Raw genomic sequence first — 20576 nt, 5'->3', positions numbered from 1 at the left:
AACAATTGCTAGGGAAAAATATCAGCGCTCATTTTTTAATCATGCTATAAATAGTTCGAGCTTTAAGAATAAACTTTAAATAAGAATAACTCACATCTTTTTTACGCAGCGCACCTTCAACTACAGCAGAATATTTTACTGGTCTGACTTACTTATCTAGTGTGGTGTGATAAGAGGTATTCGCCAAACCTAAAGATTCTCAATTACGATGGGTTCAACTTCATCAGCCAAGCTAAAACCAAACACCTGGGCATAAAAATAAAGTTCAGCTGTTAGTGCTCGGCTGATATTTTCTGCTTTGCAAAAACCATGCTGCTCATCTTCAAAGAAAATACAAGCCACGGGCAATTTCTTTTTTCTTAAGGCGTTAACCATCGCCTTGGCTTGATCAGGAGGAACCACCTTATCTTCTAAACCTTGAAAGAAAATAGTAGGACAAGAAAGCTTATCCACCGCGTGGATAGGTGAACGGGCAATGTACAAATCCGCTTGTGCTGGATAAGGGCCAATGAGCCAATCTAAGTAACGGGATTCAAATTTATGAGTCTCCTTGGCTAACGCTTCTAAATCACTCACGCCATAGTAGCTAGCCCCCGCCTTAAATACCCCCCGAAATGTTAACGCGGCAAGGGTAGTAAAACCACCCGCGCTGCTACCTCGAATAGCTAAACGCTTAGGATCAGCGCCTCCTTGCTGCACCAAATACAAAGCACCACTGATACAATCATCCACATCGACAATCCCCCATTGTCCTTTTAGCTGCTGCCGGTATGCTCTTCCATAATGAGAACTGCCTCGATAATTCACATCCAGCACGGCTATACCTCGGCTAGTCCAATATTGAATTTTTAGCTCAAGGGCATTATGAGCCGCCCCAGTGGGCCCCCCGTGACTGATAACCAATAAAGGGGGTCGTTCATCCTCTGCTGGGGCGCTGAAATCCTTATTCTTGGGCGGATAAAAGAAACCATAGGCGCTCACCCCATCGGCTACTGGAAATTCAAGGGCTTGCGCAATGGAAAGATAACCTGGATCAAGAGTCATCTCGCTAGATCGCTGCAATACTTTTAACCCTTCGGTAGCCAGATCTAATTGCACAATTGCCGAAAATTCTGTTGGTGAAGCAGCAATAAATACCACCTGCTCAGAATTAGCCCGTAAAGCACTCATAGCAATATAGGGGGTTTTAATCTCTTTTAAGCTGCAACTGGCCGGATCAATGACCGCTAAATGGCTGATGCCATGACTACTGTAAGTACAGATAATTCGATCTGCTGCCGTAAAAGCATAGGTCGATTGGCCAAAAATCCATTGAGGTAAACCAAATTCAGCTTCCATCTGTATAACCGCCGCTACACTTCCTTGATACCACCGATACAGATTCCACCATCCATTTCGATCAGAGATAAAATATAAAACCCCTCCTGGCGACCACTCTGGCTGAAAAATAGATTCCTCTCTTGAGCCGGCTACGGACTGCTCCTGCGCTAAATTACCCGCTTTATCTACCTGCGCTAGCCAAAGCTCTGTACCATCCCAAGGCATATTGGGGTGATTCCAAGACAACCAAGCTAAAGCATTCCCATCAGGGCTAAGACGAGGTGAGGCATAAAAATCAGCTCCTGAAGCCAATACTGAGATTGATCCCTGATCCTCCAGCGAGATAGCGACCAAGGTATTGATAGCCTCTGCCCCTTTCTGGCTATGATCTTCCCGAACACAAATAAGCCGATTCCGCTGCTGATCAAAAACCGCATCCGCATAGCGATAATTGCCCTCTGGGGTAATCGGCTTAGGATCGGCTTCTAACTTTTGCCGGTATATTCTTTGATCTTCAAAGTTGGAAAAGAACACTGAATCTGCTGTAGCTAAAAAAGCCCCGCCCCCATATTCATGGACTCGGCTTTTAGCACTATAAGGCGCGGGGTTAATATCCTTTATTTTTCCGTCCTCAGTTTGGCACACAATTACGCATCGACCGCCTTCATGAGGGCGGGTTTCCGTCCAGTAAATAATTTTTCCATTAAGGGCTATTTGTCCTAAACTAACGGTTGCTGATGCGGTTAGATCAGCCGTAATAGGCGATTCCCAAGATCCATAAGGTTTTTCTAAAGACGCGGACATATTGCCTCCCAATCCTTATATAAGAGCTGTTATTTGTAGCGTTAGGCAAACCTTAACGTTGCCTACTTAGAGTAATCAGGTTTTGCTGATCATTAATGGTGACCAAATACCGTCCTAATACATTCATACCCAACAGTCCATTAGCGCCTAATAAATTATCAGCGATAAAAGCTGCGTTAACACCGTAGATAATCGCAGCGCCAATTTTCAAGGAATTTAACTGGCCGATACTGGCATCAAGTAAGCCATTGGCAGTCTGTATTTTCTGATTTTCCAGCTGACCTGAAGAAAACCCCAACCTAGGAATTATAGAGGCAGGGAGAACGACTAGAGAGGCCCCCGTATCCACTAATAGGGAAACCCCTACGCTGGCATAATTAGGGCCTTGAACCGCCACTTGAACAAGGTGATGATTACCCTTTCGGGTAGTATTTAAAATGATCTGATCGGGTATCTCAGGAGCAGCTTTTTTCTGACTTAAAATAAGCACTTCTTTAATACCGCTATCAGCGGCATGAATAAAGACGTAATTAAAATTAATTAAAAGACCCTGTAGCTGTTCCTGTAAAGAGCCTTGTATTAAAGGGCGGGCTGAAATCTCACGGGTTTTATCTAGCCCCTTGATGAGGATATCATGCTTCGTAGCTATCGCTTTTAACTCATCCTGTAGTGTTTCATCGAAATTATTAACAGCCCCATAGGCTCTATTGAGATATCCCAGTATCAGCTGGCTGATCACAATAAAGCTGATAAATAGCCCCAAATACCCACCTCTGTTATCCATGATTTTAAGCTCAAAATTACTGATATGATATTAAAACACATCTCTACACACAAAAAACTATTGTCTTTTGAACATAGGTTTACCCCGATCCAAGCAAAGTTAGGTATTATTTGCTAAAAATTCAGAAGTGTATTTGAGAGGTGAATCCATACTTAAGGTATGGCTATAGCGTGCCGATTGAAATGATTGGAGCGGGTGATGGGAATCGAACCCACGCTATCAGCTTGGGAAGCTGAAGTTCTACCATTGAACTACACCCGCAACCTACATAAGTTTACGCATCATGGTGCCATCTGGCAAGTAATTGAAAGCCTTGTTTCTTGAGATTGCTACCATACCAGCTCACTTAAAATTCCTGTTTCTAGCATCTTGAGATTAAAAATATATTCGTTATGGTTATAGGTTTCCTCAAGCGGGCGTTTTGCCGTACGCCAACCTAGTCCGTCGGTAATCCAAATAAAATCTATGTTTTGTGCTCTAAGCTCATCGTAAAGACTTCTGAATTCTCCGCACACCGTTTTTAGTTTTGAGCCACCGCCATTATAAAAGTTGGCTTCAAATAATTTTAGCTTATTGGTCTTTGGGTTATAAATAGCAAAGTCAAAACTTCTTTCTGATTTATCTACTTTGACATCAAAGCTCCACTTTGCTTTGATTGTACTTGCCCGTGCCTGTGGTAGATATTCAAAGCTGTTTTGTTTACAAAAATCAGCGAGAAATACCCCCACAGTTTTTTCCATCAATGAACCGCCGCGATTTTTCCGACCATTACTATCTAGCCCAACCTCAACACCCAAAACATAATCAACGAGATTTTTAATTCCGCCCTTTTGGAACAGCCGCACAAGACCCGATTTATCTAAAAACTCAAAATACTTTTCTGCCCCTTTTTCTTGGCCAGAAAAATCAAAAAATTCTGAATTTTTGGTTTCTTTATCAAAAACTTCAAGCGTGTTCTCGCGCACCGCTAACAATACGGGCAATGCTCCAACGATGTCGGGATTAGTGTTGTAAAGCTTAGTAAATTCCTCTTTGAGGTTTTCTTTTCCAAGTAGGTAGTTCAATTTGTTTAATACTATTTCCAATTCGGAGCTGTTAGAAAATACCTTGCTCCAATTTACAAAGTAATCCCAAGTTTTGATTGAGCTTTTAAATGTTGAAACTAAATAGTTGAAATCTTTCTTTAGCATCTGGTAGTTGGTTATTAACAGCTCTGTTATCTTTCCCCGCCTAGCGGCATTTGAATTGATTGCCCGAGCGGCCATCATTTGATTAATTTTTACGCCTTGAATACCTGAATATATTTCATTGATAAAAGGCGTATCTGAGTTGGATAACATGACAAAACAGCCTCTTTTGGATAACGCTACGAAAGTATCTCGTAGTGCTAGCTGTTCTTTTTCTAAAAAGCCCGCCGCGGTATAGGCAGTGAACGAGGCCGTTTTGCTCATAGGAAAATAGGGGGGATCGAAGTAGATAAAATCTCCCTTCTTTGCTTGCTTTAATACTTCTTTGTAGTCTTGGCATTTTATTGTAGTATTTTGTAGCACTTTAGAAACACAGTGTAGGTTTTCTTCATCACAAATGAGAGGATGAGTGTAACGACCCAAAGGCACATTAAATTCGCCACGCTTATTGACGCGATACAGACCGTTAAAACCGGTGCGATTGAGATAAATGAAGCGCGAAGCAATCTCAATATGAGATAAATCCTCAACTTTCTTTGCGCGAATGTTTAAATAATATTCCTTGTGGTAGGGATGTTTTTTGAGGGATTTAATCAGCCCATCCACCTCATTTTTTATCACGTTGTAAGTGATGACCAATTCTTGGTTGAGATCGGATAATGCTGCCTTTTGCGGGAGCAAATCAAAAAAAACAGCGCCGCCGCCCACAAACGGCTCAAAGTAAGTATTTGTGAGGGGATTAAACCCTTCTGGTGGGTATAATTTAAGATCTCGAAATTGCTTAAGTAGCTGTCTTTTTCCGCCGACCCATTTTATAAACGGCTTTGGTTTTTCTGCCAGCAATTTTTCCCTATGATGATAATTGGTAAGCGCAAAATTAAATAGCGCGAAAGGTGTATCCTAGGCAAGAATCCATTTTACTGTCCAAAAAGAGGGAGCTGGAGGAAAAAATACTCCATTTGGGGAATAACACCCCATGGGGCTAAATTGGTGGGTAAAATACTCTATAGGTCAGATTTTGGTGGGCCATCAAGGACTCGAACCTTGAACCTACTGATTAAGAGTCAGCTGCTCTACCAATTGAGCTAATGGCCCCAATAATTAACCTTGTCTCTAATTTGGGGTGAGCGATGGGACTTGAACCCACGACCACAGGAGCCACAATCCTGCGCTCTACCAACTGAGCTACGCCCACCATTAAAGGTTGCTATTATAGCCTAATTATTTGAAATTTTACCAATCTGATAAATTTTCGTTTCATAGGCTACTTTGGCCAGTGACCGCTTAGTATCCAAATCCAAACCTTTATAGACAGCAGCCCCCTTCCTTCCAAGGATAAACCGTACTGCTAAAATCAACGTTATTTTATTGCGAATCTAGTATTGAAACAACATTCATTCCTTAAATAACAACTATCATTAAAATTTTTAAAATAAGAAATTTTATTATTTATTTTTAAATAACCTAGGAAAACAACGTGATTTCTGCCCAACAAGCTTTACATCGATTAAAACAAGGTAATCAAAATTTTATTAATGGCCAAACTTCAGGGGATAAACATAGTGCCAAGCGAGCTAAGCTTACCCAAGGGCAAAATCCTTTTGCCACAATTCTAGGATGCTCCGATTCGCGAGTCCCAGTAGAGATAGTTTTCGATCAAGGACTGGGAGATTTATTCGTTATTCGTATCGCTGGAAATATTGTTGCTCCCTCTATTGTAGGTAGCGTTGAATTTGCAGTGGAATACTTTGATTGCCCATTAGTCGTAGTACTTGGGCATAGTCGTTGTGGTGCAGTCAAATCAACGATTGATACCCTAGAACAACCCGATCGACTGCCTTCGCGTAACTTAATGTCGATTGTAAATCGAGTGCGCTCATCCATTGAGCCTTTATATCATACTACTCTAAAGAATAACCTTGAATCCTTATGGCAGGAATGCATACGAGCAAATGTAGCTGCCTCTGTCAATCAGCTCCGCTACAGCACAGAAGTATTAGAAAATATGGTTAAAAATAATGAAATTATGATTGTTGGGGCTGAGTATTCGCTGGAAACTGGTGAAGTCACTTTCTTTGACTTTTAATTTTTTTGTATAACTTTTAATAGGTTAATAGCTATATTTGAATGAATACCTTCGCTTGGGTAGCGAATTCATTGATTATAGTCTAGACTTATTCTTCGCTAGGGAAGCAAAAAGGAGGATGTTATGAATATTAAGCCAATCATTTCATCGACCATTCTTGCAACTACATTACCCATCGCTGCTTTTACAGCTGATTACCCTTATAACCCTGGGTGTTTAAATACACCCCCCAGCGCAATCAGCACCTGTAGCAGCTTTTCGGGAGGAGGTATCCTACCTAATAATCACTACGATCCTGATACACACTATAATCCCTACACAACTGCAACTGTACCTAATAATTATTACAATGGTAACTCATATTATTTATCGAATAACCACTATAATCCTAGGTCAGGTGCTATGGGTAATACGAATATAAATATAGAGGGGCTTATTGGAACCCCTATACGATCACGATAATCTGCTTAAGAATTAATACTCTTGAGGGGTGCAGGAGTAATGTACCCCTCAACCAACTAGAAAGTGCCTCCTTGTTAGCATAGCAAATAACGGTAGTCTTTATTATTTATTTCAAGCTAATCCTTATTATTTAGGTGGCGAAATCAGCTACTGTAGCCTAAACTTATCTCACTGTAGAGAAGCAAGAAGGAGGGTGTTATGAACACTAAACATATCATCTTATTGGCCGCTCTTGCGACTGCGTTACCCATTAGTATTTTCGCAGCTGATTTTTCTAACTGCCTAAATATACTAGGCAATAGCGACCCAGCTGGTATATGTAATAACTTTATAACGGACGGCAAACTGCCCAGTAACCACTATGATCCTGATATAGGCTATGATCCCTACACATCATCACCTTTACCTAACAACTACTACATTTTTTTTGGAGCTGATTTTTTCCATAACCCAAACTGCCTAAATACACCAAATGGCCCAATGATCCCATGTGACAGCTTTACTACAGGTAATAATCTAACCAATAACGACTATAATTCTAATATAGGCTATGATCCCTATATCCCATTTCCTCTACCTGACAATCACTACAATGCTGACCCAGCTTATTTATCTAATAACCGCTACGACCCCAAATTAGGCACTATAGATAATATAAACCTAGATGCTAATGGGCTTATTGGCGCTCCAGTACAATTAAGGTAATCTGCTAAAAATTAATACTCTGAAGGGTACATATAAAAACGGCGCACCCCTTAGCTGATCAGAATTTTTTATCTTTATAGTTATGTTTTTTAAGAAAAATGTATAGAGATACCGAATAACGAGGTATAGAAACTCCCAAGACGGGGGTTTTTTATAGCTCGTATAGGTGTGTACTTATAATAAAATTGGCGCGCCCGGCAGGATTCGAACCTGCTACCCTCGGCTTAGAAGGCCGATGCTCTATCCGTGTGAGCTACGGGCGCATAGGCAGCTTCCTTGCAGTCCATAAACTGGAGAGCAGGCATTATCTTTTTCAATAGGCTGGTCGGGGTAGAGGGATTTGAACCCCCGACCCTCTGCTCCCAAAGCAGATGCGCTACCAGACTGCGCTATACCCCGAAAGCAAACATATTACGATGGGTTAACTCAATCGTCAATAAACCTATGCTAATTTCAGTTTTATATCTTATATAATTATAATGACAGCCTATAGTTTATATTCCAAACATAAGGACTTTCATGGTTGCTAAAATCCTTGATGGTAAAGCCATCGCTGCTACTATTCGGCAAAATATTAAACAGCAAGTTCAAGAGTGGATTGCCGTAGGAATAAGGCCCCCAGGATTATCGGTAATACTTCTTGGTACTGATCCCGCCTCTCAAGCTTATGTGCGCAGTAAACGGCGAGCTTGCGAAGATGTAGGTTTTAAATCCTTAGCCTATGATCTGCCAGCAGATACGACTCAATCAGATCTGCTAACACTAATTGATCAGCTTAACGCTGATCCAACAATAGATGGTATCCTAGTTCAATTACCTCTTGGAAAACATATTTGCCCCGATCAGATCACCGAGCGCATCCACCCTAATAAAGATGTAGATGGTTTTCATCCTTATAATATTGGACGGCTGGCTTTACGATTACCTAGCCTTAGACCCTGTACTCCCTATGGAGTCATCACTTTATTACAAACCATAGGACGGGATCTTAAAGGTTTAGAAGCAGTAGTGATAGGCGCTTCTAACATTGTTGGGCGACCAATGGCGCTAGAGTTATTGCTCGCTGGCTGCACAGTCACTATATGCCATCGCTGGAGTAATGACTTAGCCCAACATATCTCAAAAGCAGATATTTTAGTGACCGCCGCTGGGAAGCCTCATTTAATTCAAGGAAAGTGGATCAAACTGGGTGCAATCGTGATTGATGTGGGGTTTAATCGACAACCTGATGGCACTTTAGTGGGTGATGTAGATTTTGAGTCAGCTCAAAAGCGAGCCGCCTGGATTACTCCTGTGCCTGGCGGGGTAGGCCCCATGACTATCGCAACCTTGCTACAAAATACTCTCTATGCTGCTGAACAGCTACATCATAAATAATGACCAGCACACCTTATAGACAGTAGTTAACCTCTAGCCACGCCGCCACAAAGTTCCTGTTTGAGTATCTTCTATTGCAATACCTTGGTCTTTAAGAATCTGACGAATACGATCTGCCTCTGCCCAATCTTTATTTTTTCGAGCCGCCACCCGTTGGGCAATCAGCTGCTCAATTGCTTGAGAGGAGAAATCATTATCACTTTTCCCATCAGCCTGTCTTGGATCTCGAAGAAATTGCTCAGGATTATAGTTTAGAAGCCCCAGAATACCGCCTAATGATCGTAGTAATTTTGCCAAATGATTTACCCATTTAGTATTACCCTCCTCCCGAGCACGATTAAGTTCGTGCTTAATTTCATTTAACAATGCCAACGCTTCTGGCGTATTAAAATCATCATCCATGATTTCTCGGAATCGAATAGCTAAAGGATCGCTCCAATCCATTAATACTGGTACTGAATCTTCTTCTTTAGCCGTTTCGCGCAAAGCAGTATACAAGCGGGTAACTGCCGCTTTAGCGGCATCGAGTTGTAATTCTGTATAGTTTAACGGACTACGATAGTGGCTGGAGAGAATAAAATAGCGCAGTATCTCAGGATGATAACGATGTAACACCTCCCGTATGGTGAAAAAATTGCCTAAAGATTTAGACATTTTTTCATCATCAACACGCACAAAACCATTGTGCATCCAGTAGTTAACAAATTTACTGCCCGTTGCCGCCTCACTTTGGGCAATTTCATTTTCATGGTGGGGGAATTGTAAATCTTGGCCACCTCCATGAATATCAAAATGAACGCCTAATGCTTCCATAGACATCGCAGAACATTCAATATGCCAACCAGGACGGCCAGCACCCCAAGGAGAATCCCAAGCTGGCTCATTGGGCTTAGCCGCCTTCCAGAGTACGAAGTCTAACGGATCTGTCTTAGCCTCATTAATTTCAACCCGCTCGCCCGCTCGTAAATCTTCCAATCGCTTTCCAGAAAGATTGCCATAGGATTTAAAATGACTAACATCAAAATAAATATCCCCATTCTCAGCCTGGTAGGCATAATTTTTATCTAATAACTGCTGTACTAGGGTAATAATAGATTCTATATACTCAGTAGCTCGAGGCTCCCGATCAGGGGGAAGAATTTGAAGACTTGCAGAATCCTCATGTAATGCTTGAATATAACGAGCAGTTAATTCTTGAATACGTTCACCCCGCTCATAGGCACGGCGAATAATCTTATCGTCAATATCAGTAATATTTCTGACATAAGTCACCTCAAACCCACAAACCCGCAAGTAGCGCGTGACCACATCAAAAACTACCATTACCCGAGCATGGCCTACATGAGATAAATCATAAACTGTCATGCCGCACACATATATACGCACCTTGCCCGGCTCAATGGGAATAAATTGTTCTTTTTCTCCGGTCAAACTGTTATAGATATACAACATAACCTTAATTTCAAATGCTTAAACATAGTTACGTTAAAATATAATGTATTATTGTGTAGCGACTTATAAATCTAAGCAGCGCTGCAACCTTTGCCGCACCCGGGTTACGCCCATGAGTGAGAACAACAGAGCTAACTCTGGGCCATCTAAATTGCCCGTTAAAGCAGCTCGTAGGGGAAGAAAGAGCGACTTACCTTTAGCATTGGTCGTTTGCTTTAATTGGGTTATTACAACTTTAAAATCAACCCCATGATGGCCAACTGCAGCAAGTGCTGCCGCAAAAAAATCTGATCCAGCCTGGGAAATAACACCCAAGGCTTCATCTTTAAACGCAAGATTTTCGCCGAAAAGTGCTTCTGCCCAGCGCAGAGCATCTTCAGGTAACACTACATTGGGGCGTATAATTTCAATAAACTCTAGATATTTATCAGTGGGAACTTGATCGGCTACTGCCGATCCTAGCCACTGTCTTAAAGTCTCAAAATCGCTATGAGCTAACGCCTCTCGCTGCCAATAATATAGTTGCTGGCTATCAAACCGAGCCGGCGCTTTTCCTAAACGATCTAAATTAAACTGAGCTGCTAACCCATCTAGATCTAAAAAACTTGTGTTCTCATAATGATGACCTAAGCGCGCCAAATAATTATATATCGCACTTGGCAAATATCCCGCTTCTCGTAATTCCGAGATACTACGGCTACCATGCCGTTTTGATAGAGGAGTCCCATCACTGCCCACAATCATTGCAATATGGCCATAACAGGGTACTGGCAATCCTAAAGATTGAAGTAATAAAATTTGACGGGGCGTATTTGTTAAATGATCTTCACCACGTAGGACATGGGTAATACCCATTAAAGCATCATCAATAGCATTGCTGAAGAAAAAAGCAGGGGTTTCATCTGCTCGCCGAATGATAAAGTCTCCAATATCACGGGCAGTAAAATGCTGAGAACCGCGTACCAAATCTTCAAATTCAACAACGGCAATGGATGGAATACGAAAACGCAAGGCTGGCTTTAATCCTCCAGCGAGCTTATTTTCTACCTCCTCAAAAGTAAGCCGAGCGCAAGTACCTAAATAACGAGGAGGTTGGCCGGCAGCTAACTGTTGCTTACGAATCCGCTCAAGCTCTTCTTGAGAACAAAAACAAGGGTAGGCTAAGCCCTTAGCTTCTAATTGCTGGAAATAATCTTGATAGATGGCATCCCGCTGAGATTGTCGGTAGGGGCTAAATTCTCCTTTAATTCCCGGCCCCTCTTGCCACTCTAGACCTAACCAGCATAAATCTTTTAACAGTGCTTCTATATAGTCTTCAGTGCTTCGTTCTTGATCTGTATCCTCAATCCGTAGTAGAAATAAACCCTGAGTGCGGCGAGCTAACAAAGCATTAAATAAAGCAGTACGCATATTTCCCAGATGTAATAACCCACTGGGACTAGGGGCAAAACGAGTTTTAACTGCAGTTTTCATCATGAAATAACATAATAATGGAAAAGTTTATTTAGAACAAAATCCTCTACCTTAAAGTTTTGCCTACTCATCAGGGATGATTTAAGTAATATAATCCCTTTTCAACGAAATAAATATTAACTATAGGCCTACTGATATGCGAGTTTTTCAAAAAACATTCATTTTCTTACTACTTGGTATATTTGGATTAACAGCTGAAGCTGATGGTGGTGTAGCAACTAAAAGTCCACCTAAAGTCAAATTGCAAACTACTCTGGGGGATATTGTAATCGAACTTAACCCAGAAAAAGCCCCACTTTCTGTAGAAAACTTTCTTCGTTATGTAAATGAAGGCTTCTATAATGGTACTTTATTTCATCGGATCATTAGTAATTTCATGATCCAAGGGGGAGGATTTGATCAAAAACTTAATCCTAAACCTACCCACGCCCCGATTAAAAACGAAGCCAGCAATGGGATTAAAAACGAAGTAGGGACTGTTGCTATGGCTCGCACTCCGGATCCAGACTCGGCGACTTCCCAATTTTTTATCAACACGTCTAATAATGATTTTCTAGACTTCCAGAGTAAAACCCGCCAAGGTTGGGGATATGCCGTTTTTGGCCATGTTATCGAAGGTATGAGTATTGTTGACACTATTCAACAAGTAAAAACAGGCCGCCAAGGACAATATACCGATGTACCCTTAAAACCTGTGATTATAGAGAAAGCAAGTGTTATCACAGATTAATAGATAGTAGATTTCTGTGGCTATATTTTTCATTTCAGATCTTCATCTTGGATCAAAGAGTCCTGAAACCCAAGTAGAAGCACTACAATTCCTTTCCCAAGAAGCTCTTTTTGGAAAAGCACTTTATATCCTCGGCGATCTATTTGATTACTGGATCGGGGATGATGCGCCCACTGCGGAGGGTTTAGCGATTATTACTGCCCTCCGCCATCTATCTAAGGTAGGTGTCTCAGTATACTTCATGCCTGGGAATCGTGATTTTCTTGTGGGTCAGCGTTTTTCTCAAGCAAGCGGTTGTCAAATTTTGCCTGATCCTACCTTTATAGATCTCTACGGTACGCCTACCTTATTAATGCATGGAGATACTCTCTGTACCGATGATAAAGTCTATCAACACGCCCGAGCTCGGCTACGACGGCCTATTATCCTTCGGACTTATTTAGCATTACCTCAATTATGGCGCCGTGCTATTGCTAAACATTTACGCCGCCAAAGCCAGCAGCACACCCAGTACCAACCACTTACACTTATGGATGTTAATCAAACTACGGTTGAAGCTACGATTCAAGCTTATAGCGTTGATCAAATTATTCATGGTCATACCCATCGCCCAGCGATACACCGATTTTCAATTGATAACTGCCCTAAGCAGCGTATTGTTCTTGGTGATTGGAGTCAGGGTAAAAGCGTATTAACTTATACTAAGGAAGGATTATCGCTTTCTTGATTTACCAGACTTCCCTTTTATTTTTATTTAGTTTTTTCATAGTGCTGTTCTAAAAAACTTACAAGTGCTTGTGGGCGAATAAATCCAGGCAACATCGTCCCATCATCCAAAATCAAAGTAGGCGTTGCATTTACGCCTAGAGATTGACCTAGATTAAATTGATCAGCGACTGGATTCTTGCATTTATTAGCAGTATTCTCTATCGGTTTATCTGCCTTAGCCTGAGTTAATGCTTGTTGACGATCTTTAGCGCACCACACGGCTACAGCTTTATCATAAGAAGCAGAGCCAATACCCGCTCGAGGGAAAGAGAGATAGCGAATTTTAATTCCTAGTTTATTGTATTCATCTACATGCTGGTGCATCTGACGGCAATAAGGACAGTCAATATCAGTAAAGATATTAACTGTATATTTAGCCTCTTTAGGGCCAAATACAATCATATCTCGTTTATCCAAAGCATTGATTGCTTTAGCGCGTACCGCGTTCATTCGCTCTTCAGTCAAGTTAGTCCGAGTGGCTAAATCTACCAACTGTCCTTGAACTGCATAGCGACCATCTTCACTGAAATAAAGTACCTGTCCTTCTATAACTATTTCATAGAGACCGGGGATAGGAGTAGGTTTAATACTTTGTAGCTGAACGCCTGGCATGAATTTTTTCAAAGCAGTTTGTACAGAGGTGATCTTCTCATCCGCAACTACTAATACGGAGAACACTGCCAGTGTCCCAGCAAATAATAAGCCCGATATCTTTTTTTCCATAATTTTATTCCATATTAATCGCGAAAATTAATATACTGTAATGGTAGACTTAACTCAGCCTCTTTAAGTAAAGCGATCACTTGCTGTAAATCATCTCTCTTGTTACCTGAAATTCTCACCTGCTCTCCTTGGATTGCTGCTTGAACCTTAAGTTTACTCTCCTTCACAATTTTAATAATTTTACGCGCGGTCTCCTTATCGATACCTTGCCGAACCTGAACGGATTGGCGTGCTCTTTTACCCAAGATCTCTGGCTCTTTAGCCTCTAAGCAGCCTATGTCTAAGCCTCGTTTAGCTATTTTGATATCTAGTATGGCTCGTATCTGTTGAAGTTGAAAATCACTTTCAGCAATTAAAGTTAATTCTCCTTGGGATTCTTCAATACGTGCTTCTGTCCCGCGAAAATCAAAACGAGTGCTCACTTCTCGATTAACCTGATCGATAGCATTTTGCAATTCATGCTTATCAATCTCAGAGACCGCATCAAATGAGGGCATTTAAGCTACTTTCCTAAAATAGATGAAGTTTATTTCAATGGTTTAAAGTATATTATCAGGTAAGCTGATTAGGAACTAAACCCATCCTGATAATAATGGTTATCCGCGGGGATGATGTTGCTGATGGAGTTGCTGCAACCGATCCATCGCCACATGAGTATAGATTTGCGTCGTTGAAAGATCCCTGTGCCCAAGCAACATCTGCACTACCCGTAGATCTGCTCCGTGATTTAGGAGATGGGTAGCAAAGGCATGGCGTAAAGTATGAGGTGAAAGCGTCTTTTGGATCCCAGCTTGGCGGGCATAACGTTTAATTAAATACCAGAAAGCTTGCCGAGTCATAGCAGTTTTACGCCGAGTAAGAAATAGTATGTCACTTACTTGCCCTTTAAGTAGCTCTGGGCGCACTTCACAGTAGTAACGGTCTAGCCAACTGAGTGCTATCTCCCCTAAAGGCACTAAGCGCTCTTTATTCCCTTTACCACTTAAGCGTACCACACCCTGCCGAATATTGATCTGGGATAAAGTTAAACTTACTAATTCAGAAACCCGTAGCCCTGTTGCATATAAGGCTTCTAGCATTGCCCGATCCCGTAAGCCTAGGACACAACTAGGATCTGGAGTCACAAGGAGTACTTCTACTTCCTTTTCAGTTAATGAATTAGGTAGAGATCTTCCAAGTTTAGGCGATTCAATACGAGTGCTAGGATCATTAACACAAATTTTCTCCCGTACTAAATATCCATAAAAACAGCGTAAACTAGCAAGGGATCGCGCTATACTTCCAGCTTTTTTACCCCTATCCAGCTGATGGGTAAGATAGGTTAATAAATCCTCCCGCTGTGCCTCAATTAATACTCGCCCTTGAGGATATAGCCACTTAGAGAAAGCTTTCAGATCGGAACGATAAGCGGCTACAGTGTTTTCTGCCAATCCCTTTTCTAACCAAAGAGACTCCAGAAAATGTGCCAAGTATTCTTGATCGATTTTTAAAATCCCACTTTTAAAACTTACTACTGGCACTCCCTGCCTCATGGCGTAATAACCATATCTTAGTATCCAAATGAGGTCCTGTTATAGCACCGCTATAGCCACCTAAACCTTGCTTAGATACTACCCGATGACAGGGAATAAAGATCGGCAAAGGGTTAGCACGGCACGCTCCCCCTATTGCTCTTGCGCTTGTCTTTAGCTGGCTAGCAAGCGTACCATAGGTGACAGTTAAACCCATGGGTATAGTATTTAGAGTCTCCCAAATCCGTTTTTGAAATACGGTACCTTGAGGAAAAAGCGGTAACGTAAACATTATTCTAGGATCAGAAAAATAAGCCTGAAGCTGAGCAACAGCTTCACAGGCAACTGGAGAAACGGGAAGACGCTCTGGCGTTTCTGGGGCTAAAAAATCCAACCCAGCTAGCCCTTTCTTAAAAGTAGATAACCCCAATCTTCCTAAAGAAGTTGCTATAACGGCATCATAATTGGGATTTACCATAGGCATAGACTTACCCGATAAAAAACATCCTCATTTATGGTAAGTGTTTAAATTTTTTCTTTAATGCGAGCTGCTTTACCTGTTCGATCACGTAAATAATAAAGCTTAGCGCGACGCACATTACCTTGGCGTTTCACCTGAATACTCGCTAGTACAGGGCTATGGGTTTGAAAAACCCGTTCAACACCTTCTCCATGGGAGACTTTTCGTACGGTAAAAGAAGAATTCAGGCCGCGATTACGCTTAGCGATGACCACCCCTTCAAAAGCCTGCAGACGCTCCCGGCTACCTTCTTTTACCCGAACTTGTACCTGAACCGTATCTCCTGGATTAAATTCTGGTAGATCCTGTTTTAATTGTTCAGCTTCAATGGCTTTAATAATATTAGTACCGTTGCTCATATCCTTTTCCTCTATTTCCCATAATATTCTTGAATAAATTCCATAAGTAAATGTTGCTGCTCTCGATCTAATACTCGCTTATTTAACAAATCTGGCCGCTTAACCCAAGTACGCCCCAAAGCCTGTTTTAGTCGCCAACGGTAAATTGCTTTATGATCACCGCTAAGTAATACTGAGGGCACCCGATGTCCTTCAATGATCTCAGGTCGAGTGTAATGGGGGTAATCTAACAAGCCATTTACAAAGGAATCCTGCTGTGCAGAATCCTCTGCACCCAATACCTCTGGTAGTAGGCGTACCACCCCATCAATCAGCACCATCGCAGCTAGCTCTCCCCCGCTTAAAACGTAGTCTCCAATAGACCACTCTTCATCCACTTCCTGTTCAATAAGGCGCTCATCCACTCCCTCATAACGCCCAGCAACTAAAAGTAGTGCCTCTTTGGCCACTAACGTCTTTAATCTTGCCTGATCTAACCGCTTCCCCTGAGGAGAAAGATACAATACACGGGATCTCTCTCCTAGTTGATCTCGTCCAGCACGAATGGCATCCCGCAGAGGTTGAAACCCCATCACCATACCCGGACCCCCTCCATAGGGTCGATCGTCTACAGTACGGTGCCGATCATAAGAAAAATCCCTAGGGTTCCATAAGCTTAACTTAGCTATTCCTCGTTTTATAGCGCGTCCTATCACTCCATAATCCGTCAACGCGTTGAACATGCTCGGAAACAAGGTAACTACGCCAAAATACACGCTTAATCTTTTTCAGGAAAAATATCTACTAAAAATCCGGATCCCAGCTAACTGTCATTAATTTTTGTGTACAATCTATTTGTTTTATGGTTAATCCAATTAAAAAGGGAATCAATCGTTCTCGTTCTCCTTGAACAACAAGCACATCATTAGCCCCGGTCTCAAGTAGTTGATTAACCTGACCAAGCACAACACCATATTCAGTAACTACCTGCAACCCGATTAGATCGGCCCAATAGTATTCATCCCTACCTAAGGGAAGTAACTGTCTACAATGAACAGCAATTTCATGATTAACCCATGATGTAGCTAAATCTCGGTTATTAATACCTTCTAGAGCCACCACAATACTCTTACCATGCACACGCCCATTTATCAGCTTTCGTTCCAACCAACCGCTATCTTGCCGCAAATACCAAGGCATATAGTGCAAAATATTATTTTGAGGTTCCGTATAGGAGTGCACTCGAACCCACCCCTGGACACCATATAACCCTGAAATATGCCCAATAAGGACATAACGGTTATTATTGTCTTCTGTATTTTGCTCCAACGTTACTAACTAGCTATTTTGCTGTAGATGAGCAGGATTTAACCAGCTGAGCAACTCGATCAGAGGGTTGGGCACCCTGAGATAACCAATAATTAACCCGATCCATATCCATGTGCACGGGGATTTCTCCACCGCTTGCAATAGGGTTAAAGAATCCTAGCCGCTCAATGTAACGTCCATCACGTCTATTACGTTTATCTGCTACAACAATAGTATAAAAAGGACGCTTTTTCGCCCCACCTCTTGCTAAACGAATAACCACCATTATATTTCCTACCTCGCTGAAATACCAAAACCGGCTAGATTTTACGTGAAATCACCCTTATTGAGAAGCACAATCATAGACTTAAAATGGCATTCTTGGTGGCAATCCACCTTTTATCCCCCGCATTAACTTATCCAGCCCCCCTTTATGAGACATTTGTTTCATCATTTTTTGCATCTGGCTAAACTGCTTCAGCAGCCGGTTAACCTCCTGTACCTGAGTACCAGATCCAGCTGAAATACGCTTTTTGCGAGAACTTTTAATAATCTCTGGCCGTCGACGTTCCTGATGAGTCATAGAGTTAATAATTGCCTCCAACCGAGCCAGTTCTCGATCATTAACCTGCTCTGCTGCACCTGCAGGTAAGCTTATCCCGGGAAGCTTATCAATTAAACTTGAGATCCCGCCCATTTTGCTCATTTGCTGTAACTGTTGGCGAAAATCTTCTAAACCAAAACTCTTACCTTTCTTAAGTTTTTTCGCAAGTTTTTCCGCTTCATCTTTGTCAAACTTCTGCTCTAGCTCCTCCACCAAGCTAAGGATATCACCCATACCCAGAATACGAGAAGCCAAACGATCAGGATGAAAAAGCTCAAAGGCCACTGTTTTCTCACCCATACCAATAAATTTAATCGGCTTACCCGTAATTTGCCTAATAGATAAAGCCGCTCCCCCTCGAGCATCACCATCTACTTTAGTTAAGATAATCCCTGTAAGCGCCAAAGAGTCATTAAAAACGCGAGCCGTATTTGCAGCATCCTGTCCAGTCATACTATCTACTACAAATAGCGTCTCAGTCGGTGTAATGGCCTCGTGCAAATTCTTAATTTCTGCCATCATCTGTTCATCGACATGCAGTCGACCGGCAGTATCAATAATAAGCACATCAAATAACCGGGACCTAGCTTGTTCAACGGCTTTCTTAGCAATAAAAACGGGATCTTGGTCAGTACTGCTAGGATAAAAAGCAACCCCTACCTCATTGGCTAGTGTCTCAAGTTGATCAATGGCTGCAGGTCGATAAATATCCGTACTTGTTACCAGCACTGATTTTTTTTGCCTCTCAGTTAGCCAGCGAGCAAGTTTAGCTACCGTAGTGGTTTTACCAGATCCTTGTAAGCCCGCCACTAAAATAACTGCAGGAGGGCGAACATCAAGCTTTAGATCTTGTGCTGCTTCTCCCATTACGATCATCAGCTCATCATGTACTATCTTAATAAGCGCTTGACCTGGAGTTAGGCTGCCCATTACTTCCTGCCCAATCGCGCGTTGTTGGATTTTAGCAGTAAAATCCCGTACTACCGGCAACGCAACATCGGCCTCCAGCAAAGCAACACGTACTTCCCTTAGAGTATCTTTAATATTCTCATCAGTTAGACGGGCTTGGCCTCGTAGCTGTTTCAAGATTTGGCCAAACCGCCCTGTTAAATTATTAAACATTACGCGACCTCTTTATACATAAACTAAACTCATAATTTTATTTAAATAAATCCTCAATAATTTTTATATACAGTATAGCCCTCATCAAGAGTGCTAAAATATTATTTAATGATGAGATACTTCTACCAACTAAGACTATACTAATTAATATGTTGCTTATACCTATTAAGAGTCTGCTTGGAATTATCTGCTATTGCATTGCAAGCGCCGCCCTATTACAGCGCTTATTAAGCGGAGATACCCATGGTATCAGCAAGCAGCTGAGTCGCTGGTTTGGGTTTGCAGGTGTAGCTTTTCATGCCTTTGTGCTTGCAAGCCGCCTGTTCACAGCATTGGGGATTAATCTAAGTTTTACCGATGCCTTATCTACTGCAGCTTGGTTAATGGCACTACTCCTATTAATTACTAGCCTTAAAAATCCGGTAGAAAATATGGGTATAGGTGTCTATCCTTTTGCTGCTATCACGCTAGAACTACAATACCTATTTCCATCTCAGCATATCATCATTGCTTTCAGCGCTGAATCTAGTTTAGCTTCTAAACCATTAGAGATTCATATTCTTATCTCTTTTATAGCCTATAGTTTATGCGCTTTAGCTGCTATGCACGCTATTTTATTAGCCATCCAAGATCGTTACATCCGTAATAAACGCCCAGGCGGTTTTATTAGGACTCTACCTCCATTGCAAACAATGGAAACTCTGCTATTTCGGATTCTTATTGCTGGATTTGTGCTGCTCTCCTTTAGCTTACTCAGTGGCATTATTTTTCTAGAAGACATATTTGCCCAACATCTAGCCCATAAAACTGTATTTTCAATCGTCGCTTGGCTTGTATTTGGAATCCTACTGTGGGGGCGCTGGCGTTTCGGTTGGAGGGGGCAAACTGCAATTTACTGGACTCTTAGCGGTTTTTTCTTTCTAATGCTAGCTTATTTTGGCAGTAAATTAGTATTAGAAATTATATTACACCGTGTTTAAATAATAATTTCCATCAAAATCTTTTATTTAAACAGCTTCAAGCTATAAAATAATTGTATTTACTATGCTACAAGTAGTTTCTACAGACTCATATTTAAAATCTAACCAATACTTTTCAGTTTAGCCTCAGGGTTTTCCCTCATAACTCGAAAACTAAGCAGCCTTTCATGTATTTACCTTAAAAACTTGAGTTATAGGCCGAAATAAAGCTGGTATGCAGGTAATCATTAAACTAAATAAAGAGGTAACTAATTGCTTATCTAATTACTAATGCTTTCTGCAGTGTATATCTCCTAGAGAGGCATGAACAAGCTAATAATTT

21 protein-coding genes and 5 tRNA genes are annotated in these 20576 nt (G+C 41.5%); 7 read left to right on the top strand and 19 right to left on the bottom strand.

The genetic code is table 11. From position 1 onward, the window contains the following. Nucleotides 1-189 precede the first annotated feature (189 nt). The 6 genes from TAO_RS04380 to TAO_RS04350 all read right to left on the bottom strand — a co-directional run bounded on the left by TAO_RS04380 (nt 190) and on the right by TAO_RS04350 (nt 5290). The gene (locus TAO_RS04380; protein WP_096526789.1) at nt 190-2124 is read right to left on the bottom strand and encodes a S9 family peptidase; all 1935 of its coding nucleotides are present in this window, start codon (nt 2122-2124) and stop codon (nt 190-192) included. A 52-nt stretch (nt 2125-2176) separates the two neighbouring features. Further along, a complete protein-coding gene (locus TAO_RS04375; RefSeq protein WP_096526788.1) occupies nt 2177-2908 on the bottom strand; it encodes a retropepsin-like aspartic protease family protein in 732 nt (243 codons plus the stop codon). A 187-nt stretch (nt 2909-3095) separates the two neighbouring features. Beyond that, nucleotides 3096-3169, bottom strand: a tRNA-Gly gene (locus TAO_RS04370). A 68-nt stretch (nt 3170-3237) separates the two neighbouring features. Continuing rightward, nucleotides 3238-4938: a DpnII family type II restriction endonuclease gene (locus tag TAO_RS09750; RefSeq protein WP_197702516.1), complete on the bottom strand. Its 1701-nt coding sequence runs from the start codon at nt 4936-4938 to the stop codon at nt 3238-3240. Nucleotides 4939-5114: 176 nt separating this feature from the next. Further along, nucleotides 5115-5190 (bottom strand) — tRNA-Lys (locus TAO_RS04355). 24 nt (nt 5191-5214) lie between these two features. Then, nucleotides 5215-5290, bottom strand: a tRNA-His gene (locus TAO_RS04350). A gap of 282 nt (nt 5291-5572) precedes the next feature. Between TAO_RS04350 and TAO_RS04345 the strand changes: the two genes are divergently transcribed. The 3 genes from TAO_RS04345 (at nt 5573) to TAO_RS04335 (ending at nt 7348) form a co-directional block, all read left to right on the top strand. Continuing rightward, entirely contained in the window at nt 5573-6181 is a 609-nt protein-coding gene (locus TAO_RS04345) for a carbonic anhydrase (RefSeq protein ID WP_096526787.1), read from the top strand. Between the two features lie 123 nt (nt 6182-6304). After that, nucleotides 6305-6643, top strand: coding sequence for a hypothetical protein (locus tag TAO_RS04340; RefSeq protein WP_096526786.1), 339 nt, complete (start codon nt 6305-6307; stop codon nt 6641-6643). A gap of 198 nt (nt 6644-6841) precedes the next feature. After that, on the top strand, nt 6842-7348 hold the full coding sequence (locus tag TAO_RS04335; protein WP_096526785.1) for a hypothetical protein: 507 nt from the start codon (nt 6842-6844) through the stop codon (nt 7346-7348). Nucleotides 7349-7534: 186 nt separating this feature from the next. Here the strand turns inward: TAO_RS04335 and TAO_RS04330 are convergent. After that, nucleotides 7535-7611, bottom strand: a tRNA-Arg gene (locus tag TAO_RS04330). Nucleotides 7612-7670: 59 nt separating this feature from the next. Next, nucleotides 7671-7747 (bottom strand) — tRNA-Pro (locus tag TAO_RS04325). A 120-nt stretch (nt 7748-7867) separates the two neighbouring features. Here TAO_RS04325 and folD point away from each other — a divergent pair. Continuing rightward, the gene (gene folD, locus TAO_RS04320) at nt 7868-8725 is read left to right on the top strand and encodes a bifunctional methylenetetrahydrofolate dehydrogenase/methenyltetrahydrofolate cyclohydrolase FolD (protein ID WP_096526784.1); all 858 of its coding nucleotides are present in this window, start codon (nt 7868-7870) and stop codon (nt 8723-8725) included. A gap of 33 nt (nt 8726-8758) precedes the next feature. On the opposite strand, the gene cysS is transcribed toward folD, so the two are convergent. Both cysS and gltX read right to left on the bottom strand, forming a co-directional pair. Beyond that, nucleotides 8759-10177: a cysteine--tRNA ligase gene (gene cysS, locus TAO_RS04315; RefSeq protein ID WP_096526783.1), complete on the bottom strand. Its 1419-nt coding sequence runs from the start codon at nt 10175-10177 to the stop codon at nt 8759-8761. Between the two features lie 63 nt (nt 10178-10240). Next, nucleotides 10241-11653: a glutamate--tRNA ligase gene (gltX, locus tag TAO_RS04310; protein ID WP_096526782.1), complete on the bottom strand. Its 1413-nt coding sequence runs from the start codon at nt 11651-11653 to the stop codon at nt 10241-10243. A 133-nt stretch (nt 11654-11786) separates the two neighbouring features. Between gltX and TAO_RS04305 the strand changes: the two genes are divergently transcribed. After that, on the top strand, nt 11787-12380 hold the full coding sequence (locus TAO_RS04305) for a peptidylprolyl isomerase (RefSeq protein ID WP_096526781.1): 594 nt from the start codon (nt 11787-11789) through the stop codon (nt 12378-12380). 16 nt (nt 12381-12396) lie between these two features. Then, nucleotides 12397-13107, top strand: a complete 711-nt coding sequence (lpxH, locus tag TAO_RS04300; RefSeq protein WP_096526780.1) for a UDP-2,3-diacylglucosamine diphosphatase — start codon at nt 12397-12399, stop codon at nt 13105-13107. A 23-nt stretch (nt 13108-13130) separates the two neighbouring features. Here lpxH and TAO_RS04295 read toward each other — a convergent pair whose 3' ends face one another. The 9 genes from TAO_RS04295 to ffh all read right to left on the bottom strand — a co-directional run bounded on the left by TAO_RS04295 (nt 13131) and on the right by ffh (nt 19274). Next, nucleotides 13131-13871, bottom strand: coding sequence for a DsbC family protein (locus TAO_RS04295; protein WP_096526779.1), 741 nt, complete (start codon nt 13869-13871; stop codon nt 13131-13133). A 14-nt stretch (nt 13872-13885) separates the two neighbouring features. Next, entirely contained in the window at nt 13886-14368 is a 483-nt protein-coding gene (locus TAO_RS04290; protein WP_096526778.1) for a YajQ family cyclic di-GMP-binding protein, read from the bottom strand. A 99-nt stretch (nt 14369-14467) separates the two neighbouring features. Continuing rightward, on the bottom strand, nt 14468-15403 hold the full coding sequence (xerD, locus tag TAO_RS04285) for a site-specific tyrosine recombinase XerD (RefSeq protein WP_096526777.1): 936 nt from the start codon (nt 15401-15403) through the stop codon (nt 14468-14470). Continuing rightward, nucleotides 15372-15866 (bottom strand): methylated-DNA--[protein]-cysteine S-methyltransferase, encoded by a 495-nt coding sequence (locus tag TAO_RS04280; RefSeq protein ID WP_231910578.1) that lies wholly within the window; start codon nt 15864-15866, stop codon nt 15372-15374. Before TAO_RS04280 ends, xerD begins: the two co-directional genes overlap by 32 nt. A gap of 41 nt (nt 15867-15907) precedes the next feature. Next, complete coding sequence (gene rplS, locus TAO_RS04275; protein WP_096526776.1) at nt 15908-16261, bottom strand: 50S ribosomal protein L19; 354 nt, start codon at nt 16259-16261, stop codon at nt 15908-15910. Nucleotides 16262-16272: 11 nt separating this feature from the next. Then, nucleotides 16273-17016, bottom strand: coding sequence for a tRNA (guanosine(37)-N1)-methyltransferase TrmD (gene trmD, locus TAO_RS04270; RefSeq protein WP_096526775.1), 744 nt, complete (start codon nt 17014-17016; stop codon nt 16273-16275). A 28-nt stretch (nt 17017-17044) separates the two neighbouring features. Next, nucleotides 17045-17569: a ribosome maturation factor RimM gene (rimM, locus tag TAO_RS04265; RefSeq protein WP_096526774.1), complete on the bottom strand. Its 525-nt coding sequence runs from the start codon at nt 17567-17569 to the stop codon at nt 17045-17047. Between the two features lie 13 nt (nt 17570-17582). After that, complete coding sequence (rpsP, locus tag TAO_RS04260; RefSeq protein WP_096526773.1) at nt 17583-17834, bottom strand: 30S ribosomal protein S16; 252 nt, start codon at nt 17832-17834, stop codon at nt 17583-17585. Between the two features lie 81 nt (nt 17835-17915). Next, nucleotides 17916-19274 (bottom strand): signal recognition particle protein, encoded by a 1359-nt coding sequence (gene ffh / locus TAO_RS04255; RefSeq protein WP_096526772.1) that lies wholly within the window; start codon nt 19272-19274, stop codon nt 17916-17918. Between the two features lie 149 nt (nt 19275-19423). On the opposite strand from ffh, the gene TAO_RS04250 reads away from it, so the two are divergent. Next, the gene (locus TAO_RS04250) at nt 19424-20254 is read left to right on the top strand and encodes a cytochrome C assembly family protein (protein WP_096526771.1); all 831 of its coding nucleotides are present in this window, start codon (nt 19424-19426) and stop codon (nt 20252-20254) included. Nucleotides 20255-20576: the final 322 nt, after the last annotated feature.

The organism is Candidatus Nitrosoglobus terrae (genome assembly GCF_002356115.1).
GTDB classification, from domain to species: Bacteria; Pseudomonadota; Gammaproteobacteria; order Nitrosococcales; family Nitrosococcaceae; genus Nitrosoglobus; species Nitrosoglobus terrae.
This window is presented reverse-complemented; position numbering and strand designations above follow the sequence as displayed.

What these genes read in the sequence shown, in the direction of transcription:
- ffh (WP_096526772.1), bottom strand. Translation starts at nt 19,274, where the DNA reads ATGTTTAATAATTTAACAGGGCGGTTTGGCCAAATCTTGAAACAGCTA.
- TAO_RS04290 (WP_096526778.1), bottom strand. Translation starts at nt 14,368, where the DNA reads ATGCCCTCATTTGATGCGGTCTCTGAGATTGATAAGCATGAATTGCAA.
- rpsP (WP_096526773.1), bottom strand. Translation starts at nt 17,834, where the DNA reads ATGGTGGTTATTCGTTTAGCAAGAGGTGGGGCGAAAAAGCGTCCTTTT.
- folD (WP_096526784.1), top strand. Translation starts at nt 7,868, where the DNA reads ATGGTTGCTAAAATCCTTGATGGTAAAGCCATCGCTGCTACTATTCGG.
- TAO_RS04375 (WP_096526788.1), bottom strand. Translation starts at nt 2,908, where the DNA reads ATGGATAACAGAGGTGGGTATTTGGGGCTATTTATCAGCTTTATTGTG.
- cysS (WP_096526783.1), bottom strand. Translation starts at nt 10,177, where the DNA reads ATGTTGTATATCTATAACAGTTTGACCGGAGAAAAAGAACAATTTATT.
- TAO_RS04335 (WP_096526785.1), top strand. Translation starts at nt 6,842, where the DNA reads ATGAACACTAAACATATCATCTTATTGGCCGCTCTTGCGACTGCGTTA.
- TAO_RS04340 (WP_096526786.1), top strand. Translation starts at nt 6,305, where the DNA reads ATGAATATTAAGCCAATCATTTCATCGACCATTCTTGCAACTACATTA.
- TAO_RS04380 (WP_096526789.1), bottom strand. Translation starts at nt 2,124, where the DNA reads ATGTCCGCGTCTTTAGAAAAACCTTATGGATCTTGGGAATCGCCTATT.
- TAO_RS04250 (WP_096526771.1), top strand. Translation starts at nt 19,424, where the DNA reads ATGTTGCTTATACCTATTAAGAGTCTGCTTGGAATTATCTGCTATTGC.
- TAO_RS04295 (WP_096526779.1), bottom strand. Translation starts at nt 13,871, where the DNA reads ATGGAAAAAAAGATATCGGGCTTATTATTTGCTGGGACACTGGCAGTG.
- TAO_RS04305 (WP_096526781.1), top strand. Translation starts at nt 11,787, where the DNA reads ATGCGAGTTTTTCAAAAAACATTCATTTTCTTACTACTTGGTATATTT.
- xerD (WP_096526777.1), bottom strand. Translation starts at nt 15,403, where the DNA reads ATGAGGCAGGGAGTGCCAGTAGTAAGTTTTAAAAGTGGGATTTTAAAA.
- TAO_RS04280 (WP_231910578.1), bottom strand. Translation starts at nt 15,866, where the DNA reads ATGCCTATGGTAAATCCCAATTATGATGCCGTTATAGCAACTTCTTTA.
- rplS (WP_096526776.1), bottom strand. Translation starts at nt 16,261, where the DNA reads ATGAGCAACGGTACTAATATTATTAAAGCCATTGAAGCTGAACAATTA.
- gltX (WP_096526782.1), bottom strand. Translation starts at nt 11,653, where the DNA reads ATGATGAAAACTGCAGTTAAAACTCGTTTTGCCCCTAGTCCCAGTGGG.